This window comes from Kitasatospora sp. NPDC088548 (assembly GCF_044753005.1).
Classification (GTDB): domain Bacteria; phylum Actinomycetota; class Actinomycetes; order Streptomycetales; family Streptomycetaceae; genus Kitasatospora.
Genome location: NZ_JBIVMI010000007.1, coordinates 76,396 through 100,151, shown reverse-complemented (window position 1 = coordinate 100,151; position 23,756 = coordinate 76,396). Strand labels below are relative to the sequence as shown.

The 23,756-nt window shown below is 70.9% G+C and carries 24 protein-coding genes; 9 read left to right on the top strand and 15 right to left on the bottom strand.

The genetic code is table 11. From position 1 onward, the window contains the following. The first annotated feature begins 80 nt into the window (after nucleotides 1–80). Nucleotides 81–758 carry an alpha/beta fold hydrolase gene (locus ACIP82_RS11925; RefSeq protein ID WP_400653157.1) on the top strand — a complete coding sequence of 226 codons (678 nt, stop codon included), beginning with the start codon at nucleotides 81–83 and terminating at the stop codon, nucleotides 756–758. Between the two features lie 71 nt (nucleotides 759–829). Here the strand turns inward: ACIP82_RS11925 and ACIP82_RS11920 are convergent, their stop codons facing one another. The 8 genes from ACIP82_RS11920 to ACIP82_RS11885 form a co-directional block, all read right to left on the bottom strand. Beyond that, on the bottom strand, nucleotides 830–2,107 hold the full coding sequence (locus ACIP82_RS11920) for a thymidine phosphorylase (RefSeq protein ID WP_363605620.1): 1,278 nt from the start codon (nucleotides 2,105–2,107) through the stop codon (nucleotides 830–832). A 117-nt stretch (nucleotides 2,108–2,224) separates the two neighbouring features. After that, a complete protein-coding gene (locus tag ACIP82_RS11915; RefSeq protein WP_363605619.1) occupies nucleotides 2,225–2,617 on the bottom strand; it encodes a cytidine deaminase in 393 nt (130 codons plus the stop codon). Beyond that, nucleotides 2,614–3,879: an ABC transporter permease gene (locus tag ACIP82_RS11910; protein ID WP_363605618.1), complete on the bottom strand. Its 1,266-nt coding sequence runs from the start codon at nucleotides 3,877–3,879 to the stop codon at nucleotides 2,614–2,616. Before ACIP82_RS11910 ends, ACIP82_RS11915 begins: the two co-directional genes overlap by 4 nt. Further along, a complete protein-coding gene (locus ACIP82_RS11905; protein ID WP_400653154.1) occupies nucleotides 3,876–5,036 on the bottom strand; it encodes an ABC transporter permease in 1,161 nt (386 codons plus the stop codon). Before ACIP82_RS11905 ends, ACIP82_RS11910 begins: the two co-directional genes overlap by 4 nt. Before the next feature lie 5 nt (nucleotides 5,037–5,041). Continuing rightward, nucleotides 5,042–6,565, bottom strand: a complete 1,524-nt coding sequence (locus ACIP82_RS11900; protein ID WP_400653312.1) for an ABC transporter ATP-binding protein — start codon at nucleotides 6,563–6,565, stop codon at nucleotides 5,042–5,044. A gap of 344 nt (nucleotides 6,566–6,909) precedes the next feature. Further along, nucleotides 6,910–7,971: a BMP family ABC transporter substrate-binding protein gene (locus ACIP82_RS11895; RefSeq protein ID WP_363605615.1), complete on the bottom strand. Its 1,062-nt coding sequence runs from the start codon at nucleotides 7,969–7,971 to the stop codon at nucleotides 6,910–6,912. Nucleotides 7,972–8,203: 232 nt separating this feature from the next. Further along, nucleotides 8,204–9,457, bottom strand: coding sequence for an amidohydrolase (locus ACIP82_RS11890; RefSeq protein WP_400653152.1), 1,254 nt, complete (start codon nucleotides 9,455–9,457; stop codon nucleotides 8,204–8,206). Between the two features lie 213 nt (nucleotides 9,458–9,670). Next, nucleotides 9,671–11,260, bottom strand: coding sequence for a methylmalonyl-CoA mutase (locus ACIP82_RS11885; protein WP_400653150.1), 1,590 nt, complete (start codon nucleotides 11,258–11,260; stop codon nucleotides 9,671–9,673). Between the two features lie 197 nt (nucleotides 11,261–11,457). Here ACIP82_RS11885 and ACIP82_RS11880 point away from each other — a divergent pair, with 197 nt between their 5' ends. From ACIP82_RS11880 to ACIP82_RS11870, 3 genes are all read left to right on the top strand, one after another. Beyond that, on the top strand, nucleotides 11,458–12,198 hold the full coding sequence (locus tag ACIP82_RS11880; protein ID WP_400653148.1) for an SDR family oxidoreductase: 741 nt from the start codon (nucleotides 11,458–11,460) through the stop codon (nucleotides 12,196–12,198). 67 nt (nucleotides 12,199–12,265) lie between these two features. After that, the gene (locus ACIP82_RS11875) at nucleotides 12,266–13,921 is read left to right on the top strand and encodes an alpha/beta hydrolase (protein ID WP_400653146.1); all 1,656 of its coding nucleotides are present in this window, start codon (nucleotides 12,266–12,268) and stop codon (nucleotides 13,919–13,921) included. 307 nt (nucleotides 13,922–14,228) lie between these two features. After that, nucleotides 14,229–14,714, top strand: coding sequence for a 2-oxo-4-hydroxy-4-carboxy-5-ureidoimidazoline decarboxylase (locus tag ACIP82_RS11870; RefSeq protein ID WP_363605607.1), 486 nt, complete (start codon nucleotides 14,229–14,231; stop codon nucleotides 14,712–14,714). A 67-nt stretch (nucleotides 14,715–14,781) separates the two neighbouring features. Here ACIP82_RS11870 and ACIP82_RS11865 read toward each other — a convergent pair whose 3' ends face one another. Further along, nucleotides 14,782–15,543 (bottom strand): hypothetical protein, encoded by a 762-nt coding sequence (locus tag ACIP82_RS11865; protein WP_400653144.1) that lies wholly within the window; start codon nucleotides 15,541–15,543, stop codon nucleotides 14,782–14,784. A 255-nt stretch (nucleotides 15,544–15,798) separates the two neighbouring features. Between ACIP82_RS11865 and sdhC the strand changes: the two genes are divergently transcribed. The 4 genes from sdhC to ACIP82_RS11845 are packed head-to-tail and all read left to right on the top strand — an operon-like array spanning nucleotide 15,799 to nucleotide 19,234. Further along, the gene (sdhC, locus tag ACIP82_RS11860; protein WP_363605604.1) at nucleotides 15,799–16,179 is read left to right on the top strand and encodes a succinate dehydrogenase, cytochrome b556 subunit; all 381 of its coding nucleotides are present in this window, start codon (nucleotides 15,799–15,801) and stop codon (nucleotides 16,177–16,179) included. A gap of 8 nt (nucleotides 16,180–16,187) precedes the next feature. Beyond that, nucleotides 16,188–16,679: a succinate dehydrogenase hydrophobic membrane anchor subunit gene (locus ACIP82_RS11855; RefSeq protein WP_363605603.1), complete on the top strand. Its 492-nt coding sequence runs from the start codon at nucleotides 16,188–16,190 to the stop codon at nucleotides 16,677–16,679. Nucleotides 16,680–16,718: 39 nt separating this feature from the next. After that, nucleotides 16,719–18,461, top strand: a complete 1,743-nt coding sequence (sdhA, locus tag ACIP82_RS11850; RefSeq protein ID WP_363605602.1) for a succinate dehydrogenase flavoprotein subunit — start codon at nucleotides 16,719–16,721, stop codon at nucleotides 18,459–18,461. Next, on the top strand, nucleotides 18,461–19,234 hold the full coding sequence (locus tag ACIP82_RS11845) for a succinate dehydrogenase iron-sulfur subunit (protein ID WP_363605601.1): 774 nt from the start codon (nucleotides 18,461–18,463) through the stop codon (nucleotides 19,232–19,234). The genes sdhA and ACIP82_RS11845 overlap by 1 nt, the downstream gene beginning before the upstream one ends. A 59-nt stretch (nucleotides 19,235–19,293) precedes the next feature. On the opposite strand, the gene ACIP82_RS11840 is transcribed toward ACIP82_RS11845, so the two are convergent. Both ACIP82_RS11840 and ACIP82_RS11835 read right to left on the bottom strand, forming a co-directional pair. Beyond that, nucleotides 19,294–20,955, bottom strand: a complete 1,662-nt coding sequence (locus ACIP82_RS11840; protein WP_400653140.1) for a hypothetical protein — start codon at nucleotides 20,953–20,955, stop codon at nucleotides 19,294–19,296. Between the two features lie 97 nt (nucleotides 20,956–21,052). Continuing rightward, nucleotides 21,053–21,265 (bottom strand): SCO4848 family membrane protein, encoded by a 213-nt coding sequence (locus tag ACIP82_RS11835; RefSeq protein ID WP_400653138.1) that lies wholly within the window; start codon nucleotides 21,263–21,265, stop codon nucleotides 21,053–21,055. A gap of 86 nt (nucleotides 21,266–21,351) precedes the next feature. Between ACIP82_RS11835 and ACIP82_RS11830 the strand changes: the two genes are divergently transcribed. Next, nucleotides 21,352–21,603 carry an SCO4848 family membrane protein gene (locus ACIP82_RS11830; protein ID WP_400653136.1) on the top strand — a complete coding sequence of 84 codons (252 nt, stop codon included), beginning with the start codon at nucleotides 21,352–21,354 and terminating at the stop codon, nucleotides 21,601–21,603. 75 nt (nucleotides 21,604–21,678) lie between these two features. Here ACIP82_RS11830 and ACIP82_RS11825 read toward each other — a convergent pair whose 3' ends face one another. The 4 genes from ACIP82_RS11825 to ACIP82_RS11810 all read right to left on the bottom strand — a co-directional run bounded on the left by ACIP82_RS11825 (nucleotide 21,679) and on the right by ACIP82_RS11810 (nucleotide 23,731). Beyond that, nucleotides 21,679–22,857 carry a methyltransferase domain-containing protein gene (locus tag ACIP82_RS11825; protein ID WP_400653134.1) on the bottom strand — a complete coding sequence of 393 codons (1,179 nt, stop codon included), beginning with the start codon at nucleotides 22,855–22,857 and terminating at the stop codon, nucleotides 21,679–21,681. After that, a complete protein-coding gene (locus ACIP82_RS11820) occupies nucleotides 22,854–23,003 on the bottom strand; it encodes a hypothetical protein (protein ID WP_400653133.1) in 150 nt (49 codons plus the stop codon). Before ACIP82_RS11820 ends, ACIP82_RS11825 begins: the two co-directional genes overlap by 4 nt. Before the next feature lie 339 nt (nucleotides 23,004–23,342). Next, on the bottom strand, nucleotides 23,343–23,540 hold the full coding sequence (locus ACIP82_RS11815) for a hypothetical protein (protein ID WP_400653131.1): 198 nt from the start codon (nucleotides 23,538–23,540) through the stop codon (nucleotides 23,343–23,345). Next, a complete protein-coding gene (locus tag ACIP82_RS11810; protein ID WP_149030330.1) occupies nucleotides 23,537–23,731 on the bottom strand; it encodes a hypothetical protein in 195 nt (64 codons plus the stop codon). The genes ACIP82_RS11815 and ACIP82_RS11810 overlap by 4 nt, the downstream gene beginning before the upstream one ends. Between the last annotated feature and the right edge of the window lie 25 nt (nucleotides 23,732–23,756).

Sequence of the window (23,756 nt, the reverse complement as noted above, 5' to 3'; positions counted from 1 at the left end):
CCGGCGGATACCTGACGCAAGGTGTCAGGTATCCGCCGTAGTTTCCTCTCGTCCCGCCCGAACGACCAGAGGAACCCGCCATGGCCACCTTCGTTCTCATCCCCGGCGCGCTGCACGGCGGTTGGTGGTACCGGCCGCTGACCGAGGGGCTGCGGGCGGCCGGGCACGAGGTGTACCCGGTCACGCTGAGCGGGGTCGCCGAGCGCGGCCCGCTGAACGGCGGGGGCGTCAATCTGGACACCCACAGCGGGGAGGTGCTCGGGCTGCTGGAGGCGGAGCGGATCACCGACGCGGTCCTGGTCGCGCACAGCTACGGCGGCATGGTCGCCTCGGCGGTCGCCGACCGGGCGCCGGAACGGATCGCCGCGCTGGTGTACGCGGACGCCTTCGTACCGCGCGACGGCGAGTCGGCGTACGGCATCGTCGACGACGTCTGGAAGGAACGGTACCTGCGCGGCACCGCGGCCGGCGGCGACGGGTACACCATGGTCGGCCTGCACCCCGGACTGGACCCGCGGGCCACCGCGCACCCGCTGGCGACACTGCTCCAGCCGGTGCGGCTGACCGGTGCCGGGGAGGGCGTGGCCCGCCGGACGTACATCCACGCCGAGCGCTTCGAGGACACCCCGTTCCTGCCGACGTACGAACGTCTGCGCAAGGACCCCGCCTGGGCGGTGCACACCCTGCCGGTCGGCCACGACCTCGTCCGCGAGGCCCCCGAGGAGTTCCTGGGGATCGTCCTCGCCGCGGCCGGCTGAGTCCGGGCCGCCCGGAACGCGCGCCGCGCCCGTACCACGGGGGTACGGGCGCGGCGCGGCAGCGGGCCGGGTCAGGCGATGCGGTCCAGCACGATCGGGTTCGGGGTGAAGGCCGTCCCCGCCGGGGCGACCTCGATGCCGCCGGCCAGCGCCTCGATCGCGTAGTCGTAGCGCTCGGGGGTGTCGGTGTGCAGGGTCAGCAGCGGCCGGCCGGCCACCACGGTGTCGCCGGGCTTGGCGTGCAGCTCCACACCGGCGCCCGCCTGGACCGGGTCCTCCTTGCGGGCCCGGCCGGCGCCGAGGCGCCAGGCGCAGACGCCCACCGCGTAGGCGTCCAGCGCGGTGAGCACACCGGAGGCGGGGGCCGGGATGACGTGCTGCTCGCGGGCGACCGGCAGCGGGGCGTCGACGTCGCCGCCCTGGGCGGTGATCATGCGGCGCCAGTGGTCCATCGCGGAGCCGTCGCGCAGCGCGTCGGCCGGGTCCTTGCCGTGCACGCCGGCCGCGGCCAGCATCTCGCGGGCCAGGGCGAGGGTCAGCTCGACGACGTCCGCCGGGCCGCCGCCGGCCAGCACCTCCAGCGACTCGCGGACCTCCAGCGCGTTGCCCGCGGTGAGGCCGAGCGGGGTGGACATGTCGGTGAGCAGGGCGACGGTGTTGACCCCGGCCGCGGTGCCAAGGCCGACCATGGTGCGGGCCAGCTCCCGGGCGTCCGCCAGGTTCTTCATGAAGGCGCCGGAGCCGACCTTGACGTCCAGCACCAGGGCGCCGGTGCCCTCGGCGATCTTCTTCGACATGATCGAGGAGGCGATCAGCGGGATCGCCTCGACCGTGCCGGTCACGTCGCGCAGCGCGTACAGCTTCTTGTCGGCGGGGGCCAGGCCGTCGCCGGCCGCGCAGATCACCGCGCCGGTCGAGCCCAGCACGTCGAGCATCTCCTCGTTGGAGAGCAGGGCGCGCCAGCCGGGGATGGACTCCAGCTTGTCGAGGGTGCCGCCGGTGTGGCCCAGGCCGCGGCCGGAGAGCTGCGGGACGGCGGCGCCGCAGGCGGCGACCAGCGGGGCGAGCGGCAGGGTGATCTTGTCGCCGACGCCACCGGTGGAGTGCTTGTCGCTGGTGGGCAGCGGCAGCGAGGAGAAGTCCATCCGCACCCCGGAGCGGATCATCGCGTCGGTCCAGCGGCTGATCTCGTGCGGGTTCATGCCGTTCAGCAGGATCGCCATGGCCAGGGCGGACATCTGCTCGTCGGCGACCTCGCCGCGGGTGTAGGCGTCGATGACCCAGTCGATCTGAGCGTCGCTCAGCTCTCCGCGATCGCGCTTGGTCCTGATGACGGAGATGGCGTCCATGGCTGCTCCAAGAGGGGTTTCGAAAGCCAAGAGGGGTGTCGGAAAAGCGAAGAGTGTCGCGAGCCGGCCCGGTCACGGCCCACTCGCGACACTCTACGCGCGTAACAAATAGCGGGGCTAGAGCCGCTCCGGCCCGAACGCGTCGGGCAGGACCTCACTCATCGGCTTCACGCCGGACGGCAGGTCGATCAGCAGCTCCGGCCCGCCGTGCTCGTACAGCAGCTGGCGGCAGCGCCCGCACGGCATCAGCAGCCGCCCGGCGCCGTCCACACAGGTGAACGCGGTCAGCCGGCCGCCGCCGGTGGCGTGCAGGGTGGAGACCAGTCCGCACTCGGCGCAGAGCGCGAGCCCGTACGAGGCGTTCTCGACGTTGCAGCCGGTGACCAGCCGCCCGTCGTCCACCAGGGCGGCCGCGCCGACCGGGAAGCGGCTGTACGGGGCGTACGCGTGCGTCATCGCCTCACGCGCGGCCTCGCGCAGCAGCTCCCAGTCGACCGCGGGCGCCGTCACTTGCCCTGGCCCTTGCGGTAGATCTGGCCGTCGGCCTTCGGCGGCCGCAGCCGCTGCGAGGCCAGCGAGAGCACCACCAGGGTGATCACGTACGGCGTGGCCACGATCAGCGGGCGCTGCACCTCGTCGGTGGTGGCGTACCAGGCGGCCAGGCCGCCGGCGACCACGAAGGTGATCAGCGCGGCCGGGAACTTGCGGCGGTACAGGTGCCAGAGGGCCAGCAGGGCCATCGCGATGGAGACCGTCAGGATCAGCACGTGCACCGACTCCGGGTCACGCAGCTGGAGGCTGTCGGTGAAGCCGAACAGGCCGGCGCCGATGGCGAGGCCGCCCGGCATCCAGTTGCCGAAGATCATCGCCGCGAGGCCGATGAAGCCCCGGCCGAGGGTCTGGCCGTCCTTGTAGAAGTGCGCCGCGACCAGCGAGAGGTACGCACCGCCGAGGCCGGCGAAGGCGCCGGAGGCGATGACCGCGAGGTACTTGTACTTGTAGACGTTGACGCCCAGCGACTCGGCCGCGGTCGGGTTCTCGCCGCAGGAGCGCAGGCGCAGGCCGAACACGGTGCGCCAGAGCGCGAAGTAGCTGACCACGATCAGCGCGCCGGCCAGCAGCACGACCACCGAGATGTTGGTGACCAGACCGCCGAGCACGCCCGCGGCGTCCGAGACCAGGAACCAGTGGTTGCTCTCGATGTCCTTCAGCCAGGAGGAGAGGCCGGGGATGGTGATGTACGGCAGCGGATCGGCCGGCGGGGACTGGTTCGCACCGGCGCCGACGGAGATGTAGTCCTTGTAGTAGATCCGGTTGACGTACGCGCAGATGCCGGGGATCAGCAGGTTGATACCGACACCGGAGACGATGTGGTCGACGCCGAAGGTCACCGTGACGACCGCGTGCAGCAGACCGCCGAGCGCGCCGCCGAGCGCGCCGGCCACCAGGCCGAACCACGGGTTGACCAGGTAGCCGCCCCAGGCACCGCAGAAGGTGCCGGCGACCATCATGCCTTCCAGGCCGATGTTGACGACGCCGGCCCGCTCGGACCAGAGACCGCCCAGACCGGCCATGCCGATCGGCACGGCCGCGCTCAGCGCGGCGGTGACCTGCCCGGAGGAGGTCAGCGAGTGGTTGCCGGTGGCCAGGCCCACGGCGGAGAAGAGCACCAGGGCGCCTGCGATCAGCAGCAGCACCACCGGCCAGGACAGCTTGCGCTTCTTTGCGGGAGCGCCCGGCGCCTTCGCACGGGCGGCGGTGGCCGTACTCATGCCGACACCTCCTTCTTCACGTTGGCCGCGGCCAGGGCGGCGAGCTCGGCGCCGACCTTCTGCTGCTGGCGCTTGAGTCCGTAGCGGCGCACCAGCTCGTACGCGACGACGACGCAGATGACGATGGTGCCCTTCATGACATCGACGATCTCGAACGGGAAGCTGCCGTTCTTCGGCAGCGGCAGCTGCGAGCCGGTGGAGTCGAGGAAGGCGAACAGCAGCGCCGCGAAGGCCATGCCGAGCGGGCTGTTCCGGCCGAGCAGGGCGACCGAGATGCCGAGGAAGCCCAGGCCGGGCTGGAAGCTCTGGCCGAAGTAGTACGAGTTCTGCAGCAGCTCGGGCATCCCGATCAGACCGGCGATCGCACCGGAGACCGCCATCGAGGTGACGACCATGCGCTTGACGTTCACCCCGGACGCGGTGGCGGCGGACTCGGAGCGGCCGGTGGCGCGCAGGTCGAAGCCGAAGCGGGTGCGGGTCAGGGTGAACTGGAAGACCACGCCGACCAGGGCGGCGATGAAGATGAAGCCCCAGAGCGGGCCGCCGGCCGTGTCGAACGCGAAGAAGTGGCTGGACTGCGAGAGCGGGTCGGTCTGGATCGAGTTGCTGGTGGTGCCCTTCTCCGGCGCGAAGATTCCGGGGACGAGCAGCAGACCGACGATCGCGATCGCGATGGCGTTCAGCATGATGGTCGAGATGACCTCGCTGACGCCGCGGTAGACCTTCAGCAGGCCGGCGATGCTGGCGTAGAGACCGCCGACCAGCATCGCGGTGATCAGCAGCAGCGGGATCTGGATGAACGACGGCAGGTCGAGCCGGCTGCCGACGAAGGCCGCGAACAGCGCCGCGACCTTGTACTGGCCCTCGACGCCGATGTTGAAGAGGTTCATCCGGAAGCCGAAGGCGGCGGCCGCGGCGGCCAGGTAGTAGGTGGTGGACCGGTTGAGGATCGCCACCTGGCCGTCCGACTTGGTGCCGTACGTGATCATCACGTTCCAGGCGTCGAACGGGTTCTTGCCCGAGGTCGCCAGCAGCACCGAGCAGATCGCCACGGAGAGGACGACGGCGAGCACCGGCGCCGCGAGGGCGAGCACGATCCGCTCGCCGTTGAACCGCTGGGCCAGGGTGCTCTTGGCCGCGGGGTTGGGACTGGTCATGGTGGTTACTCCCCCGCCTGCGGGTCGTCGGCGGTGTCGGTGGGGGCGGCGTCCTCGGCCTCGGTGCCCTCGGCGGCGATGGCCCGCTCCTCGGCGACGGCCTCCGCGTCGGACTCGAGGTGGCCGCGGGCCGCACCGGTCATCGCGGTGCCGAGGTCCTCCGCGGTGACGGTGGCCGGGTCGGCGTCGGCGACCAGACGGCCGCGGTAGATGACCCGGATGGTGTCGGAGAGACCGATCAGCTCGTCCAGGTCGGCGGAGATCAGCAGCACCGCGAGGCCGGCCCGCTGGGCCGTCCGGATGTGCTCCCAGATCTGCGCCTGCGCGCCGACGTCCACACCCCGGGTGGGGTGCGAGGCGATCAGCAGCTTGGGCTGGTGGCTCATCTCGCGGCCGATGATCAGCTTCTGCTGGTTGCCGCCGGAGAGCGAGGCCGCGGTGACCTCGATGCCGGGGGTGCGGACGTCGTACTGCTCGACGATCCGCTGGGTGTCCTTGCGGGCCGCGGCCGGGTCCAGCAGCAGGCCCTTGGAGTTGGGGGGCTCCGTGACGTGGCCGAGGATCCGGTTCTCCCAGAGCGGGGCCTCCAGCAGCAGGCCGTGCCGGTGGCGGTCCTCGGGGATGTAGCCGATGCCGGCCTCGCGGCGGGCCCGGGTGAGCGAGCCGGAGAGGTCCTGGCCGTCCAGGGTGACGGCCCCGGCGTCCAGCGGGAGCATGCCCATGATGGCCTCGACCAGTTCGGCCTGGCCGTTGCCCTCGACCCCGGCGATGCCGAGGATCTCGCCCTTGTGGATGCGCAGCGAGATGTCGTCGAGCACGACGCGCTCGATGCCCTCGGCGTCGGTCTTGGCGATCCGCAGGCCGCGGACGTCCAGCATCTCGGTCGTGGTGACGGTGGACTCGCGGCTCTCCGGGGAGGGCAGTTCGGCGCCGACCATCATCTCGGCGAGCTGACGGGCGCTGACGTTCCGCGGGTCGGCGTCGCCGACGGTGGTGCCGCGCCGGATCACGCTGATCGCGTCGGCCACCGACAGCACCTCGTGCAGCTTGTGCGAGATGAAGATGACGGTGACGCCCTCGGCCTTGAGCTCGCGCAGGTTGTCGAAGAGCGCGTCGACCTCCTGCGGGACGAGGACGGCGGTGGGCTCGTCGAGGATCAGGATCTTGGCGCCGCGGTAGAGCACCTTGAGGATCTCGACCCGCTGGCGGTCGGCCACGCCGAGGTCCTCGACCAGCGCCTCCGGGCGCACGCCCAGGCCGTACTGGTCGGAGATCTCCTTGATCTTCGCCTTCGCCCTGGCGCCGATGCCGTGGAGCTTCTCGCCGCCGAGAACGACGTTCTCCCAGACGGTGAGGTTGTCGGCGAGCATGAAGTGCTGGTGCACCATGCCGATGCCGCGCGCGATGGCGTCGCCCGGGGTGTTGAACTCGCACTGCTCGCCGTTGATCGCGATGGTGCCCTCGTCCGGCTTCTGCATGCCGTAGAGGATCTTCATCAGCGTCGACTTGCCGGCGCCGTTCTCGCCCATGAGGGCGTGCACGGTGCCGGTGCGGACGGTGAGGTTGATGTCGTGGTTGGCCACGACGCCGGGGAAGCGCTTGGTGATACCGCGCAGTTCGACGGCCGGTGTCGCCGTCCCCGCGCTGGGGGTACCGCCCTTGCTGAGGGCGGGGTCGGATGCGGTGATGGCGATCTCCTGGTGGTCTGGAGGCGCGTCGTTGCGCTGGAGGGCCAAGAAAAGACGGTGGGGTACGGGACGGGGCCCGGGGGTACGCGTTGAGCGCACCCTGCCGGGCCCCTCCCTGATGCTGTGTCAATCATTGCGCTGCCAGGCAGGTGGCAGCGGCAGCGACGTCCGCTACGCGGCGGCCCTTACTGGGCGGGCGCGGTCGGGACGGTGGTGGCGCCGCTCTTGATGGCCGTGGCGGCCTCGTCGAGCTTGGCCTTGATGTCGTCGATCTTGTTGCCGGTGGTGGCGAGCGAGACACCCTCGGACTTCAGGTCGAAGTTCTTGATGCCGGTGAAGGGAGTGCCCTTCTTGATCGACTCGACGTAGGCGAAGACGGCGTTGTCGACGTTCTTCACCATCGAGGTGAGGATGCTGTTCTTGTACTTCGCCAGGGCCGGCTGGTTGGCCTGGTCGGAGTCGACACCGATGGCCAGCGCGCCGGGCTTGTTGGAGACGGCCTCGATGGCGCCGTTGCCGGAGGAGCCGGCGGCGGTGTAGATGACGTCCGCGCCCTTGTCGAGCTGGCCCTGCGCGGCCTCCTTGCCCTTGTCGGGCGAGTTGAAGCCGGAGAAGTCCGGGGGCGTGGTCAGGTAGGTGACCTCGACCGGCATCTGCGGGTCGACGGACTTCACGCCCGCCTTGAAGCCGGCCTCGAACTTCTTGATCAGCTCGGTCTGCACACCGCCGATGAAGCCGACGTGCTTGGCCTTCGACTTGTTGGCGGCGGCGACGCCGGCCAGGTACGAGCCCTCCTGCTCGGCGAAGAGCAGCGAGGTGACGTTGGAGGGCTGGTCGTCGGCGTGCGAGTCGATGATCGCGAACTTGACGTCCGGGTTCTCCTTGGCGATCTTGTTGACCGCCGGCTGGTACACGAAGCCGACCGCGATGATCGTCTTGTAGCCGCCGTCGATCAGGTTCTTGAGACGGGTCTCCTTGTCGGCCTCGGCCTCGCCGGTCTTGGCGTCGGCCTCGGTGACGGTGGCACCCAGCTCGGCCTTGGCACGGTCCAGACCACGCGCGGCGGAGTCGTTGAACGACTGGTCGCCGCGGCCACCGATGTCGTAGGCCATGCCGACCTTGAGCGAGTTGTCGGAGGAGCCCCCCGAGGAGGTGTTGTCGGTGCTCTTTGCGCCGCAAGCGGCGAGCGAGGCAATGCCCAGGGAACCCGAGAGCACAACCGCGGCGAGCTTAGTTGAACGGCGCAAGGGAGTATCTCCTTCTCACACGCACCCGATGAGCGTGGTCGGACGCCACCGTAACGCGCGTAGAACACGGTTGTATTACGGGGTGGCGGAGCACCCGGGTTGTTACCAAACCGTGGTCTCACGGTCGTCCCGACGCCCCGCTCCCGTCCGCGAACGGTGGTCCGGAACTGGCGACGCCCAGTCTACGTAACCGGGGGAAAGGGCCAGAATCCCGCCAAAACGGGCGAGTGGCTCAGAGCTCGTCCGGCTCCAGCGCCAGCGCGGTGAACAGCTCGACGCCGATCCCGATCGCCCGCTCGTCGACGTCGAAGCGGCCCTGGTGCAGGTCCCGCACGGTCGGGTCGCCGGGGGGCCGGACGCCGAGGCGGGCCAGCGCGCCGGGGGCGTGCTCCAGGTACCAGGAGAAGTCCTCGCCGCCCAGGCTCTGCTCGGTCTCCTCGACCACCTGCCGGCCGCCCTGCCCGAACCGCGCCGTCATGGCGGCCTCCAGCAGCGCCACCGAGACCGCCTCGTTGACCACCGGGGGCACGCCGCGGTGGTAGTCGAGCGTCCACTTCGCCCGGTAGGTCTCGGCGAGCTTGGCGATCAGCTCGTGCAACAGCTCCGGCGCCTCGCGCCAGCCGGCCAGCTCCAGGCAGCGGACGGTGCCCTCCAGCTCCGCGTGCTGCGGGATGACGTTGGGCGCGGAGCCGGAGGAGATCCGGCCCCAGACCAGGCTGACCCCCCAGCGCGGGTCCATCCGGCGGGCCAGCGCCCCCGGCAGATCGGCCGCCATCCGGGCGATCGCGGTCACCAGGTCGGTGGTCAGGTGCGGCCGGGCGGTGTGGCCGCCGGGCCCGTCCAGGTGGAGCACCAGACGGTCGCAGGCCGAGGTGATCGCGCCGGTGCGCAGGGCGATCCGGCCCGCCTCCACCTTCGGGTCGCAGTGCACCGCGAAGATCCGGCCGACGCCCTCCATCCCGCCCGCGCCGATCACGTCCAGGGCCCCGCCCGGCATGACCTCCTCGGCCGGCTGGAAGACCAGCCGGACCGGGCGGCGCAGCTCGTCGGCGCGGGCGGCCTCGGCCAGCACCAGCGCGGTGCCGAGCAGCACGGAGGTGTGCACGTCGTGGCCGCAGGCGTGGGCCCGGCCGGGCACGGTCGAGCGGTAGGGCACCTCGGTCTTGGCGTCGTCGATCGGCAGCGCGTCGATGTCGGCGCGGAAGGCCAGGAATTCGGCGCCGCGCGGGGTGCCGTCCGGGACGATGTCCGCGATCAGACCGGTGCCGCCCGGCAGCACCCGGGGGGTGAGGCCGGCCGCCAGCAGCCGGTCGCGCAGCAGGCCGGTGGTGCGGAACTCCTGGCGGCCCAGCTCCGGGTGCCGGTGCAGATCACGACGGAAGGCGATCAGCTCGGACTCCAGTCCGCCGACCCGGGCGCGCAGGTCTGCGGCGGGGCGGGCAGCGGTGAGAGTGGTGGCCGACTGGGCGGACTCAGGGCGGTTCATCTCATCAAGGGTAGGCCTGTTGGGGGGATTTGGCCCGACTTCCGGGAAAGAAGTCCCCGGATGGGTGCATACCGGCCGCACAGGTGGGTATGACATCTCGTTTCAGCCGCCTCCCCGGGGTCACCTGACCTGTGCAACGACCACCCGGGCCGGGGGTCACGGGCAGGCCGGCAAACCCCACCACCCTTGCCTCCCAGGCACCTTGACGTCCACTCAGAACCGTTCGACGGGCGTGTAGGTGCCCCACACCTCACGCAGCGCATCGCACACCTCGCCGACCGTGGCACGGGCGGCCAGCGCCTCCTTCATCGGGTACAGCACGTTCTCCCGGCCCCCGGCGGCCCGGCGCAGCCCGGTGAGGGCGCGGCCCACGGCCGAGGAGTCGCGCTCGGCCCGCAGCCGGGCGAGCCGGCCCGCCTGCCGCGCCTCGATCGCCGGGTCCACCCGCAGCGGCTCGTACGGCTCCTCGGCGTCCAGCTGGAAGCGGTTGACGCCGACCACGGTCCGCTCGCCGGAGTCGGTCTCCTGCTGGACGCGGTAGGCGGTGCGCTCGATCTCGGCCTTCTGGTAGCCCGTCTCGATCGCGGCCACCGCGCCGCCGAGCTCCTCCACCCTGGCCAGCAGCGCGACGGCGGCGGCCTCCACCTCGTCGGTCAGCGCCTCCACCGCGTACGAGCCGGCGAACGGGTCGACGGTGGCGGTGATGTCGGTCTCGTACGCGAGCACCTGCTGGGTGCGCAGCGCGAGCCGGGCGGCCTTCTCGGTGGGCAGCGCGATGGCCTCGTCGAAGCTGTTGGTGTGCAGCGACTGGGTGCCGCCGAGCACCGCCGCGAGCGCCTGCACGGCGACCCGGACCAGGTTGACCTCGGGCTGCTGCGCGGTGAGCTGCACCCCGGCGGTCTGGGTGTGGAACCGCAGCATCCACGACTTCGGGTTCCTCGCGCCGAACTCCTCGCGCATCACCCGGGCCCAGATCCGGCGGGCGGCACGGAACTTGGCGACCTCCTCCAGCAGGGTGGTGCGGGAGACGAAGAAGAAGGAGAGCCGGGGCGCGAAGTCGTCGACGTCCATACCGGCCGCGACGGCGGTGCGCACGTACTCGACGCCGTTGGCGAGGGTGAAGGCGATCTCCTGCGCGGGGTCCGCCCCGGCCTCGGCCATGTGGTAGCCGGAGATCGAGATGGTGTTCCACTTCGGGATCTCGGCCCGGCAGTAGCGGAACACGTCGGCGACCAGCCGCAGCGAGGGCTTGGGCGGGAAGATGTACGTGCCGCGGGCGATGTACTCCTTCAGCACGTCGTTCTGGATCGTGCCGGTCAGCCGGCCCGGCGCCACCCCCTGTGCCTCACCGACCAGTTGGTAGAGGAGCAGCAGCAGTCCCGCGGGCGCGTTGATGGTCATCGAGGTGGAGACCCCGTCCAGCGGGATGCCGTCGAACAGGACGCCCATGTCCTCGACGCTGTCGATCGCGACGCCCACCTTGCCGACCTCGCCGGCCGCGATCCGGGCGTCCGAGTCGTAGCCCATCTGGGTGGGCAGGTCGAAGGCGACGGACAGGCCCGTGGTGCCGTTGGCGATCAGCTGCCGGTAGCGGGCGTTGGACTCGGCGGCGGTGCCGAAGCCGGCGTACTGGCGCATCGTCCACGGCCGGCCGGTGTACATCGACGGGTAGACACCCCGGGTGTAGGGGTACTCCCCCGGCCGGCCCAGGCGCTGCCGGGGGTCCCAGCCGGCCAGGTCCTCGGGACCGTACAGGGGCTCGATCGGGAAGCCCGATTCGGTGCGGCGCGGCTCGGCTGCCATGGGACTCTCCACGGGGGTGAGGAGGGGGATCGTCGGCCGGTAGTCGGCTGATCCCGCAATGTAACGGGCCTGCTCCCGGCCGGGCGGCCGCCACGACAGCGGGGTTCCCCGCACGGGGGACGGCCGTCTCCGTTGAGATGATCGGGTGAGCGACTGAAGTACTTCCCAAACCGACGTGTTCCCCCGAGGGAGTGGCAATGACCGAGCAGAAGGTGGCCGTGGTCACCGGCGCCAGCAGCGGAATCGGCGCGGCGACCGCCCGCCGGCTCGCGGCCGAGGGCTTCGACGTGGTGCTGACCGCCCGGCGGACCGACCGGATCGAGGCGCTGGCCAAGGAGATCGGCGGCCGCGCACACACCCTGGACGTCACCGACCGGGCCGCCGTGGACGCCTTCGCGGCCCGGGTCGGCCGGGTGGACGTGCTGGTCAACAACGCCGGCGGCGCGATCGGCGCCGAGTCCGTGGCGACCGGCGACCCGGCCGACTGGCTGGCGATGTACCAGGTGAACGTGCTCGGCGTGCTGCACATGACGCAGGCGCTGCTGCCGGCGCTGCGGGCCGGTGGCGACGGCACGGTGCTGGTGCTCTCCTCCACCGCGGCGCTGGCCGCGTACGAGGGCGGCGGCGGCTATGTGGCGGCCAAGCACGCCGCGCACACCATCGCGGCGACGCTCCGGCTGGAGCTGTGCGGGGAGCCGATCCGGGTGATCGAGATCGCGCCGGGCATGGTGAAGTCCGAGGGCTTCGCGGTGACCCGTTTCCGGGGCGACGAGGAGCGGGCGGCGGCCGTGTACGCGGGCATGGCCGAGCCGCTGACCTCGGAGGACATCGCCGACACCGTCGCCTGGGCGGTCACCCGGCCGTCGCACGTCAACATCGACCTGCTGGTGGTGCGCCCGCGGGCGCAGGCCGCCAACCACAAGGTCCACCGGGCCTGACGCCGCGCGGGGCGGACGGCCCAGGGGCATGATCAAACGTGTCGCCCGGCAGTGGTACACACGTGCGATGACATCTCTTCGGGCCGCCCGCCCACGGGTGCTGCTGACCGTGCTCGCGGCCGGCACCCTGCTCCTCGCCTCCGCCTGCGACGACGGCGCCACGTCCGGCCAGGACCGGGCCGCCGGCACCACCTCGCCCGCACCGGCCGCACCGGCCGCACCGACGGCCACCCCGACGCCGGCCCCCCGGCCCACCGGGGCCGACGACCCGGCACTGAAGCCCTTCTACGGCCAGCAGATCACCTGGGCCGCCTGCCCCGCCGATCCCAAGGCCGCCGAGGCCAAGATCGACATATCCGGGATGCAGTGCGGCCGGCTGCACGTCCCGCTCGACTACGCCGACCCCGCCACCGACGCCCTCGACCTCGCGCTGATCAAGCTGCCGGCCGCCAGGCCGGACCAGCGGATCGGCTCGCTGATGGTCAACCCCGGCGGCCCCGGCGCCTCCGGCGTCGAGATGGTCAAGTACGGCGCCGAACGGTTCGACGGCACCCTGCACAAGCGCTTCGACGTGATCGGCTTCGACCCGCGCGGCACCGGCGACAGCTCCCCGGTCGTCTGCCTCGACGACAAGCAGCACGACGCGCTCGGCGAGCAGGACGACCTGCCGGACCCCCAGGCCCGCAAGGCCCGGCACCAGCAGCGGAACGCCGAGTTCGCGGCCGCCTGCCAGGCCGGCTCCGGCAGGCTGCTGCCCTTCATCGGCACCCGCAACACCGCCCGCGACCTGGACGTGCTGCGCGCCGCCGTCGGGGACCAGAAGCTCAACTACCTCGGCGTCTCCTACGGCACCTACCTCGGCTCGCTCTACGCCGAGGAGTTCCCGAAGAACACCGGCCGGCTCATCCTGGACGGCGCCGTCGACCCGACCCAGGAGAGGCTGGACAGCAGCATCAAACAGCAGATCGGCTTCGAGAAGTCCTTCGAGCGCTTCGCCGCCGACTGCGTCGAGAACCACGCCGACGAGTGCTCGCTCGGCAAGGACCCGGCCAGGGCCGCCGAGAAGGCCGCCGACTTCCTGGACGGCCTGCGCGACCACCCGCTCACCGTCAACGGCCGCAGGGTCGGCAGCGGCCAGGGCTGGACCGGCACCATGAGCCTCCTCTACGGCGACGAGAAGACCACGTGGAAGTACCTGCGGCTCTCGCTCAACCTCGCCATGCTGCACGGCAAGGGCGACGGCCTGCTGGCCTTCGCCGACGAGTACAACGGCCGGGACGAGAAGGGCCACTACGACCCCAGCCAGGACGCGCTGAGGGCGATCCGCTGCGCGGACGTCGCAGCCCCGGCCCCCTCCCCCGAGCGGGCCCAGGCGGCGGTGAAGCAGCTCCAGGAGCAGGCCCCGCTGCTCACCAAGGGCACCACCGCCGACGACCTCAGCGAGCCCCAGTGCGCGAACTGGCCGTTCGAGACGCCCGAGAAGCCGCACACCGTCCGCGCCGAGGGCAGCGCGCCGATCCTGGTGGTCGGCACCACCGGTGACCCGGCCACCCCCTACGCGGCGGCCGAGGCGCTGGCCAAGGGCTTCGCCAACGCCACCCTGCTGACCCTGACCGGCGAGGGCCACGGCGCGTTCGGCAAGGGCAACGTCTGCGTCGACCGGGCCATGGAGGCGTATCTCACCGAGGGCACCCTGCCGGCCGCCGGGACGCGCTGTTCCTGACGGCCGCTCCCGTGCGGGGCGGTTATTAGCAGATGAACACGGGGAGGGTGCTGACGCAGAGCTGTCAACGTCACAACTTGATAGCTCGATCGGATGAATTCCGCGTGCGCCCTCCCCAACTGATGACCGCTCAACTACCGTTGAGCCGCTGCCCGGCGGGCGCTGGACGCCGCCCCGCAGCTCCATACTTCAGCTGCTCCACCACCCCATTTCACCGGCACCTTCCCGCCCTCACGAGGAGGACCCGCTGGCCAGCGACATCCCGTCACAGCGGCTCGATCCCAGTTCCGAGCCGACCCTCCTCGGGTTGCACCGCTTCAACGAAGCCGACGTCGGCGCCGCCGAGGAGGCCCTGTTGGCCTGCTGCGGCAGTCACCGCTGGGCCCTCCGGCTCACGGCGCACCGTCCCTACCCCGACATCGAGTCCCTGCTGGCCGCCGCCAGCGAGGCCTCCTACGACCTGCGCCCGGCCGACCTGGCCGAGGCGCTGGCGGACGAGAGCTGGATGCCGCAGCCCCTCCTGGGCATGCGCGCACCCGGCAGCCAGGCGGCGCACACCGCGCTGCGGGCGGCCCACGCCGCGTACGAGGCCAGGTTCGGCCACGTCTTCGTGGTCTGCCTGGAGGGCGTGGCCCCCGAGGAGATGCTCGACACCGTGCTCTCCTCGATCCGCACCCGACTGGCCAACGACCCGGACGAGGAGCGGCTGACCGCGGCCGACGAACTGCGCCGGATCGCCCTCACCCGCCTGGAGCACCTGGTCGCCACCCAGACAACGACCGGGGCGCGCTGAGCCCCGGTCACCACGCCCCGTCCCCTCACCGTCCCCTCACCGTCACCTCATCCCTCCCCACCTCTCCTCACCGCTTCGTCTGCGCGGCGCGCAGCTTGGCCACCTGCTGCCGGACGATCCGCTCGTCCGGCGCGGCGGCCGGCCCCGCGCCGACGCCGACGGTGGTGAAGACCGCCAGCACCGGACCGACCCGGGCCAGCACCGCACGCTGGGAGAGCGTCACCGTGCCCGATTCATTCGTCAGAGTGAATCCGGTCACGGTGTCCGCTCCCCCGTGCGTGGGCGTGTCGTCCCGGCCCAGCCGGTGCCTGGTCCGCACCCCCCGCTTCCCCTTCTCCGCGGGCGGCGGCGGGGCGGTGGAGGCGAACGACGCGCACGGGCCGAACAGCTTCTCCAGCTCCGCCAGGAGCTGCGCCGCCCGCCCCGCCCGGTAGCCGAGCAGCCCGCCGTACACGCCGCCCCTGGGGTCGGCCGCCCGTGCCACGCTCAGATCGGTCTCGGCGTACGGCCGGCCGGGACCGGGCGAGGCCGAGCCGCCACCGGCCGCCACGGCCGGGGTCACCACGTCCAGCAACGGCTGGCAGGCGGGCGTGTCCGAGAACTCCCGGCCGCCACCCGAGCCGGTCTCGCCGTGGCCGGGCGTCATCACCGTCACCGTGTAGCCGGGCCCGAGGTCGCCGTCGGCCACCGCGGCCGCCCGCAGCTCGGCGGCGGACAGCTCGCGCCCGGCCCCGGCCTGGTCGGCGGAGCGGCCGACCGTGGTGCAGCCGGCGGCGAGCAGGACAGAGACGAGGACGGCGACGGACGGTCGGGGCGGGCGGAGCGGCACGGGGGCCTCGGCAGGGTGTCGTCGACGGGAGGGGCCGCCACCGTAGCGCAGCCGAACGGTCACCCAGAGCGAGCAATGGCGCCCCGGTTCCCGTCCGGCTAGGCCAGTCGTGCCTGATTGATCACACCTCGGGCCCCCGGAGGCGGTTCCCGACATCGCGTCGATAGGATGCTGGCGGCCGGTGGACCGTACCCGGCCGGGCTGACCGACACCGAAGCCGGCCGAGCCCCCAATCCGCTCCCGGAGGGTTTTTCCGTGCCGGCTGGAACGCTGTACCGCGGCCGGGAAGGCATGTGGAGCTGGGTGGCTCATCGAGTCACCGGCGTCCTCATCTTCTTCTTCCTGTTCGCTCATGTCCTGGACACCGCCCTGGTGCGGGTGTCGCCCGAGGCGTACGACACCGTCATTCAGACGTACAAGACGCCCCTGGTGAACCTGATGGAGTACGGCCTGGTGGCCGCCATCCTGTTCCACGCTCTCAACGGCCTCCGGGTCGTCGCCGTCGACTTCTGGTCGAAGGGCCCGAAGTACCAGAGGCAGATGCTCTGGACCGTGGTCGGGGTGTGGGTCGTGCTGCTGGCCGGCTCGTTCTACAACATCCTGGAACACACCCTGCTCACGTGGTTCGGGAAGTGATCTGAGACATGTCCACGGAAATCTCCGACGCCCTGGTGGTCCCCTCCGCCCAGGCGCACACCGGCAAGGGCCTCGGCACCGGTAACCCGGCCGACGAGTTCGTCATCGAGCCGCCCCGCAAGCGGACCAGGAAGACGCCGCGCCGCACCCGCACCAACTTCGAGATGCTGGCCTGGCTCTTCATGCGCCTGTCCGGCATCGTCCTCGTGGTGCTGATCCTCGGCCACCTGCTGATCATGCTGGTGCTCGACGGCGGCGTCTCCAAGATCGGCTTCGCCTTCGTGGCCGGCCGCTGGGCCTCGCCGTTCTGGCAGGGCTGGGACCTCCTGATGCTCTGGCTCGCCATGCTCCACGGCGCCAACGGCATGCGGACGGTCATCAACGACTACGCCGAGAAGGACTCCACCCGGCTCTGGCTGAAGGGCCTCATGGGCGCCGCCACGGTCTTCACCGTGCTGCTCGGCACCCTGGTGATCTTCACCTTCGACCCGAACATCTAATCGGACATCGGCAGAGGCCAGAGGCGAGTTAGAACCCCCATGCAGATTCACCAGTACGACACCGTCATCGTCGGCGCAGGCGGCGCCGGCATGCGCGCGGCCATCGAGTCGACCCAGCGCAGCCGTACCGCCGTGCTGACCAAGCTCTACCCCACCCGGTCCCACACCGGCGCGGCCCAGGGCGGCATGTGCGCCGCCCTCGCCAACGTCGAGGAGGACAACTGGGAGTGGCACACCTTCGACACGGTCAAGGGTGGTGACTACCTGGTCGACCAGGACGCCGCCGAGATCATGTGCAAGGAGGCCATCGACGCCGTCCTCGACCTGGAGAAGATGGGTCTGCCCTTCTCCCGGACCGAGCAGGGCCGGATCGACCAGCGCCGCTTCGGCGGCCACTCGCGCAACCACGGCGAGGCCCCGGTCCGCCGCTCGTGCTACGCGGCCGACCGTACCGGTCACATGATCCTCCAGACGCTGTTCCAGAACTGCGTCAAGCACGGCGTCGAGTTCTTCAACGAGTTCTACGTCCTCGACCTGCTGATCAACGACGGCAAGACGGCCGGCGTCGTCGCCTACGAGCTGGCCACCGGCGAGATCCACGTCTTCCAGGCCAAGTCCGTCGTGTTCGCCTCCGGCGGCACCGGCAAGTTCTTCAAGGTCTCCTCCAACGCCCACACCCTCACCGGTGACGGCCAGGCCCTGGTCTACCGCCGCGGCCTGCCGCTGGAGGACATGGAGTTCTTCCAGTTCCACCCGACCGGCATCTGGCGCATGGGCATCCTGCTCACCGAGGGCGCCCGCGGCGAGGGCGGCATCCTGCGCAACAAGGACGGCGAGCGCTTCATGGAGCGCTACGCCCCCGTCATGAAGGACCTCGCGTCCCGTGACGTCTGCTCCCGCGCGATCTACACCGAGATCCGCGAAGGCCGCGGCTGCGGTCCGGACGGCGACCACGTCTACCTGGACCTCACCCACCTGCCGCCGGAGCAGCTGGACGCCAAGCTCCCGGACATCACCGAGTTCGCGCGCACCTACCTCGGCATCGAGCCCTACACGGACCCGATCCCGATCCAGCCCACCGCGCACTACGCCATGGGCGGCATCCCGACCAACGTCGAGGGTGAGGTGCTGCGCAACAACACCGACGTCGTCCCCGGCCTGTACGCGGCCGGCGAGGTCGCCTGCGTGTCCGTGCACGGCGCCAACCGGCTGGGCACCAACTCGCTGCTGGACATCAACGTGTTCGGCAAGCGCGCGGGCATCGCCGCCGCCGACTACGCGCAGACGGTGGGCTTCACCGAGCTGCCCGAGAACCCGGCCGAGAAGGTGCAGGCGCTGGTCGACGGCCTGCGCGAGTCCACCGGCACCGAGTCCGTGGCGCAGATCCGCAAGGAGCTGCAGGAGACCATGGACACCAACGCCATGGTCTACCGCACCGGCGCGACCCTGAAGCAGGCCGTCGAGGACATCGCCGCGCTGCGCGAGCGCTACAAGCACGTCGCCATCCAGGACAAGGGCTTCCGTTACAACACGGACCTGCTGGAGGCCGTCGAGCTGGGCAACCTGCTCGACCTGGCCGAGGTGCTGGCGGTCTCCGCGCTGGCCCGTGAGGAGTCGCGCGGCGGCCACTACCGCGAGGACTTCCCGACCCGTGACGACGTGAAGTTCATGCAGCACACCATGGCGTACCAGGAGGTTGCCGAGGACGGCACCACCTCCATCCGCCTCGACTACAAGCCGGTCGTCACGACCCGCTACCAGCCGATGGAGCGTAAGTACTGATGAGCACTCCGACTGTGGAGAAGCACTCGGCCGCTCTGGACGCGGTCGAGGCGGGCGGTGTCGAGCTGATCACCGTCACCTTCCGGATCCGCCGGTTCAACCCGGAGGAGCACCCGGACCCGGTGTGGGTCGACTACCAGCTGACCCTGGACCCGAAGGAGCGCGTCCTGGACGCGCTCAACAAGATCAAGTGGGAGCAGGACGGCACCCTCACCTACCGCCGTTCCTGCGCGCACGGCATCTGCGGCTCCGACGCGATGCGGATCAACGGCCGCAACCGGCTGGCGTGCAAGACCCTGATCAAGGACGTCAACCCGGAGAAGCCGATCACGATCGAGGCCATAAAGGGCCTCGCGGTCCTCAAGGACCTGGTCGTGGACATGGACCCGTTCTTCCAGGCGTACAAGGACGTCATGCCGTTCCTCATCACCAAGGGGAACGACCCGACCCGCGAGCGCCTGCAGTCCGCCGAGGAGCGCGAGCGCTTCGACGACACCACCAAGTGCATCCTGTGCGCCGCGTGCACGTCGTCCTGTCCGGTCTTCTGGAACGACGGCCAGTACTTCGGCCCGGCCGCGATCGTCAACGCGCACCGCTTCATCTTCGACTCGCGCGACGAGGGTGCGGAGCAGCGGCTGGAGATCCTGAACGACCGCGAGGGTGTCTGGCGCTGCCGGACCACCTTCAACTGCTCGGAGGCCTGCCCGCGTGGCATCGAGGTCACCAAGGCGATCCAGGAAGTGAAGCGGGCGCTGGTCACCCGCCGTTTCTGATCCCGGCCTGAACCGAGGCCCCGTCCGGTCATCCGACCGGACGGGGCCTCGGCCGTTTCTCAGCGCAGCACGCCGAGGTCCTTCGGGGCACTCCAGCCGCTGTACGTCACCAGGTGCCGGTCGGCCGTGACGGCCCACAGGTCCGGCGCACCGTCACCGTCGCCGTCGCCCGAGCTGCCCAGCGTCGGGTACGCCCCGACGGTGAAGCCGCTCGCCACGACACCGGCGGCGGGGTCGGCGAGGGCGGAGAAGTCGAACAGCCCGTTGGCCTGCTTCGGCACCGGGTACGCGTGCAGCGTGCCGTCGGCCCGCTCACGCGCCCAGAGCGTGAGGCTCCCGGACGCGTCCGGACCGGGTGCGATCAGGTCGTAGCCGCTCCAGTCGCCGGTGGTGGTGAGCTTCCGGGCCTTCTGGGAGCCGAACCCGAAGTTGCCGCCCGCGTGCAGCCAGAGGTTCCCGTCCTCAAGCGTCAGCAGCGACGGTGAGGTGGCGTCGGTCACCGGGCCGAACGCCACGACCTGGTCCGCCTTGGACCAGTCGGACGCGAAGTCCGCCGGGCAGGCGACGGTTGCCCCGGCATCGTCCTGGCAGCTGCGCGAGCGCTGGGCGTCCGTCATGTACCCGGTGAAGGATCCGTAGTCGACGTTCTGGTACAGGTAGAGGTAACCGTCGCCCGGCTTGTGGATGAAGAGGTCGTCCGAGGACGGCGCGTGGGACTTCGACCAGCCGTGGTGGGCCACCTGGAACGGCGCCCAGCTGCCGTCGTACGGCGCCCGGTTGCCCTGGATCGTCGAACTCGGAGCGGTGTCGCCCGCGTTGACGCCGAAGTACTGCAAGTTGCCCTGGGCGTCGGGCAGCAGGATGTCCGCGGTGCCGTCACCGTCGACGTCGCCGAGAGTCTTCGGCGGGTTCGGGTTCGACGGGGCGTAGAAGGTGTAGGACATCCGGCCGGAGTTACCCGCGTCATCGATCACCTCGACGTTGAGGGTGTTGGTGCCCCAGTACAGGACCTTCAGCTGGAGGGTGAGCGTCCCGTCGGCGCCCGGCCTGACGGTACCCGGCGCGGTGCAGTCGCCGCCCACGCCCAGCATGTCGAAGCCGTACCGGACGCAGGCGACACCGGAGGCCTCCCCACCGTCCGGGGCCGGGTCGGCGGCGTTGAGCACGAAAGTGCCGACCTGGCCCGCGTACTTGGTGGCCGTGCCTCCGGATCCGTCGGCCGGGAAGTCCGGGGACGCGACCGAGACCGTCGGCGAGGTGGTGTCCACCCGGAAGTGGCAGTCCGGCGCCGGCGCGGAGGTTCGGTCGCCCTGCAGCGCCCAGGTGCGCCAGGTGTAGCTGTGCCCGTCCAGCAGACCGGGGACATTGATGCGCGCCTGCCCGGCGTAGGCCGGGGCAACGCCGCTGAACACGGCGCTGTCGGCGCCCGTCATCTGGTCCCAGACCTCGAAGCGGGCCGAGAGCGAGCCGCTGCCGTCCCCGGCGACCGTGGCGTTGAGGGTGGGATCGCTGCCAGTTCTCGCCATCCAGCCCGGCGTGGCGGTCCAGTCGCAGGCGTCGGTGCGCACACCCGTGGACGAGATTCGCGGCTGCGGATAGGCCGTCGTCCCCAGGACCATCGGGCCCGTGTCGGCCGAGGCCGTGGTCGGCACGGCGACCAGACCGGCGGCCACGACGATCGCGGCGACCCCGCCGAGTCGACGGTGGTGCACGTGGTTCATGAATCCCACCCCTGAAATCGAAGACAGATTCGATATGTGACCAAGCGGTGGGGATCCTGCCAGCGGCCCGGGCGGCCCCGCAACAGGAATAAACCGGTCAGTCGGTGGCCAGGGTGCGGCGGGTCGCGCGCAGGCCGCGGACGCCGACGGTGCCGACCAGGACGCCGAGAACGAAGGAGGTGACGGCCAGCAGGAGGTGGATCCAGAAGAAGGCGGTGGGCTGGGAGTGGTCGCCATTGGTGAAGGCCTGGCCGCCGGAGTCCTTCCAGAGGTTCTTGACGAAGGTCGTTGAATGGAAGACACCCACCAAGATTCGGAGGGCGCCCCCGCCGGACAGCCGGACCGACAGGGGTCACATACTGGGAGAACGCCTCTCCACCCCGAAGGACAGACCCGATGAAGCTCACCCGCCCTGTCTCCTGGTTCCTCGCAGTGTTCGGCGTGTGGTCTTGGGTGATCTGGTCAACCTTCGCCAAGAATCTGTGGAAGGACTCCGGCGGGCAAGCGTTCGTGAACGGCGACCACTCCCAGCCGACCGCCTTTTTCTGGGTCCATCTTCTGCTCGCCATCACCTCGTTCATCCTCGGCACGGCCGTCGGCGTCGTCGGCCTCCGGGGCATTCTCGCGGCCCGCCGCTCCGAGAAGTAGGCGGAGTCCTTAACCAGGAACAGCAGCCCCGCCCATGCGCCACGGGGGAAGCGCACGGACGGGGCCGGTCTCGGGTCAGCCTCGGACGGGAACCGGGTTCTCCGAATGGTCCAGCCACACCGTGTGGCCGTCCGGGGTCACCGTGAGTCCGAACCGGTCGAAGTCGGGGCGGCCCTGGCCGTCCCACCAGCGCCAGGCGGCCTCCACCTCGTCCCAGAGGTTCCGGGGGCCGGACTGGTACACCTCGTACTCGGTGCGGTCTCGCTCGTAGTCGGCGGAGGCCCACGACAGGGTGTCCCGGCTGTAGAGCCACAGCGTGTACGCGCCGTTGTCGTAGCGCTCCGCCCGCCAGAACGTTCCGGGCACGGCCGCCCCGATGACGAACTGCTCGAACCATCCGCCTGTGTCCGGAGGGGCCAGCGTGGTGGTGCTTCTCGCGGCGTCGGCAGGCCATTCCCGGCCACGTAGGTAGTCCTCGAAGGGCGGCCGGTCGGTGCGCTGCTGGCGCAGTCGCATGAACGCCGAGCTTCGGGTGAACGTGCCGTGCGCGCTGGTCCCGTCGTCGTTCACGGTCAGCCGGACGATCTGCTCACCGCCGTACTCAGTGCCGAACGGGGCGACGATGATCCCGCCGGGGGCCGTCTGCTCCAGCCAAGCCGCAGGGATCTCCAGCAGGGAGCACGTAGCGATGATCCGGCTGTAGGGAGCGCCCTTCGGCCAGCCCTGCCGTCCGTCTCCCTCGATCACGGTCGGTTCGAGTCCGGCCCGGTCCAGGTTCTCCCGAGCGCCACGGGCAACGTCCGCGTCGTACTCGACGGTGACCACGTTGGCGTCGCCCTGGCGGTGGGCCAGCAGGCCGGCGTTCCAGCCCGTCCCGGTCCCGACCTCCAGCACCGTGTCACCGGGGCGCAGGTCGAGGTCTCGGAGCATCGAAAACACCATCGTGGGCATGGAGTTGGAAGAACTCGGGGTCGTGCCGAGCCCGTCGCCCTCGTGTTCTCCGTCGTCCCATTGCGTGGTCAGCGGGATGTCCGAGTAGACCGCCCTTCGCCACGCCTCGGGGTCCTGCGACCGGTGCACCACGGGGTTCTGTTTCGTGCCGTCCGCGATGCCCGGCCAGATGCGATCCGGGACGAACAGCTCACGGGGCACGGCCTTGAAGGACGGGAGCCAGTCCGAGGAAAGCGCGCCGCTGGCCACCAGCGCGGAGGCGAGCCCCTGGGGACCCGCCTCCTTAAGCGTCTCGCCGGTCACTTACCGCCGCCACCCGCCGGGCTCTGGCCGTCCGAGGTGTTGCCGCCCTCGTCCGAGCCGCCTCCGCCGTGCCCGGCGCCCTTGTTGCTGTCGTCCTGCTGCCCGCCGCCCTTGCCGTCGCCCGTGCCGCCGCCGCGCTTACCCATTTCGGTACCTCCGTGCCGTTGACCCCAACTGGCTTTTGCCTGCCGGGTTTTGCGACCCGTCCCGGCCATTCCTTCCCCAGGCGGCCGGGACGGGAGTTCTGTTGGGCGCGTCAGCGCCTCGGGTGGTTCGCCTCACGCACCCGGGCCAGCAGCACCGCCCGGCGCTGCCGTTCCTCCGGCGTCAGGGGCACCTCGGTGTGCTCCTCCGGGCTGAGAACGGGCCGGGGCCCGGCGGGCCGCTTAGGGGGCCACGGGTGGGTCCTCAGCCACTCGAACGGGCCCACGGGCTCAACGTCCCCAGAGGGGCCCTGTACGGCCGCCTGCGGGCCGTCCTGGTGGTCACTCATCCGGGTCCGCCTGCGGGTTCGTGCACTCGCCGTCGTCGGCGTGCCGCTGCCGCCACCGGACCAGGTGCCGCGCGATGGTGGGGTTCGTGTCGGCCGGGTACTGCGCTTCGACCCCGTCGAAGTAGACGCATTCAAGACAGGGGTTCTCCGGCGCACTGACAGCCGGGGCGGAAGTCGTGGGCAGCCTCATGCGGCCCCCTTGTCGGGGCACACGTCGGCACCGCAGGTGCAGAACGGCCAGTCCTTGGGGATGCCCCGCCCCATGGCCTTGGCGGCGTACGCCGGGTCGTAGTCGGCCAGCGCATCGCCGACGGGAGCGCGCTGGCGCTGCTCGGCCCGGTACTCGGCGCGGGTCTTGGTCTTGCGAGTGTTGGTGCTCACCGCCATGGGGCCACTCCCTCGGACT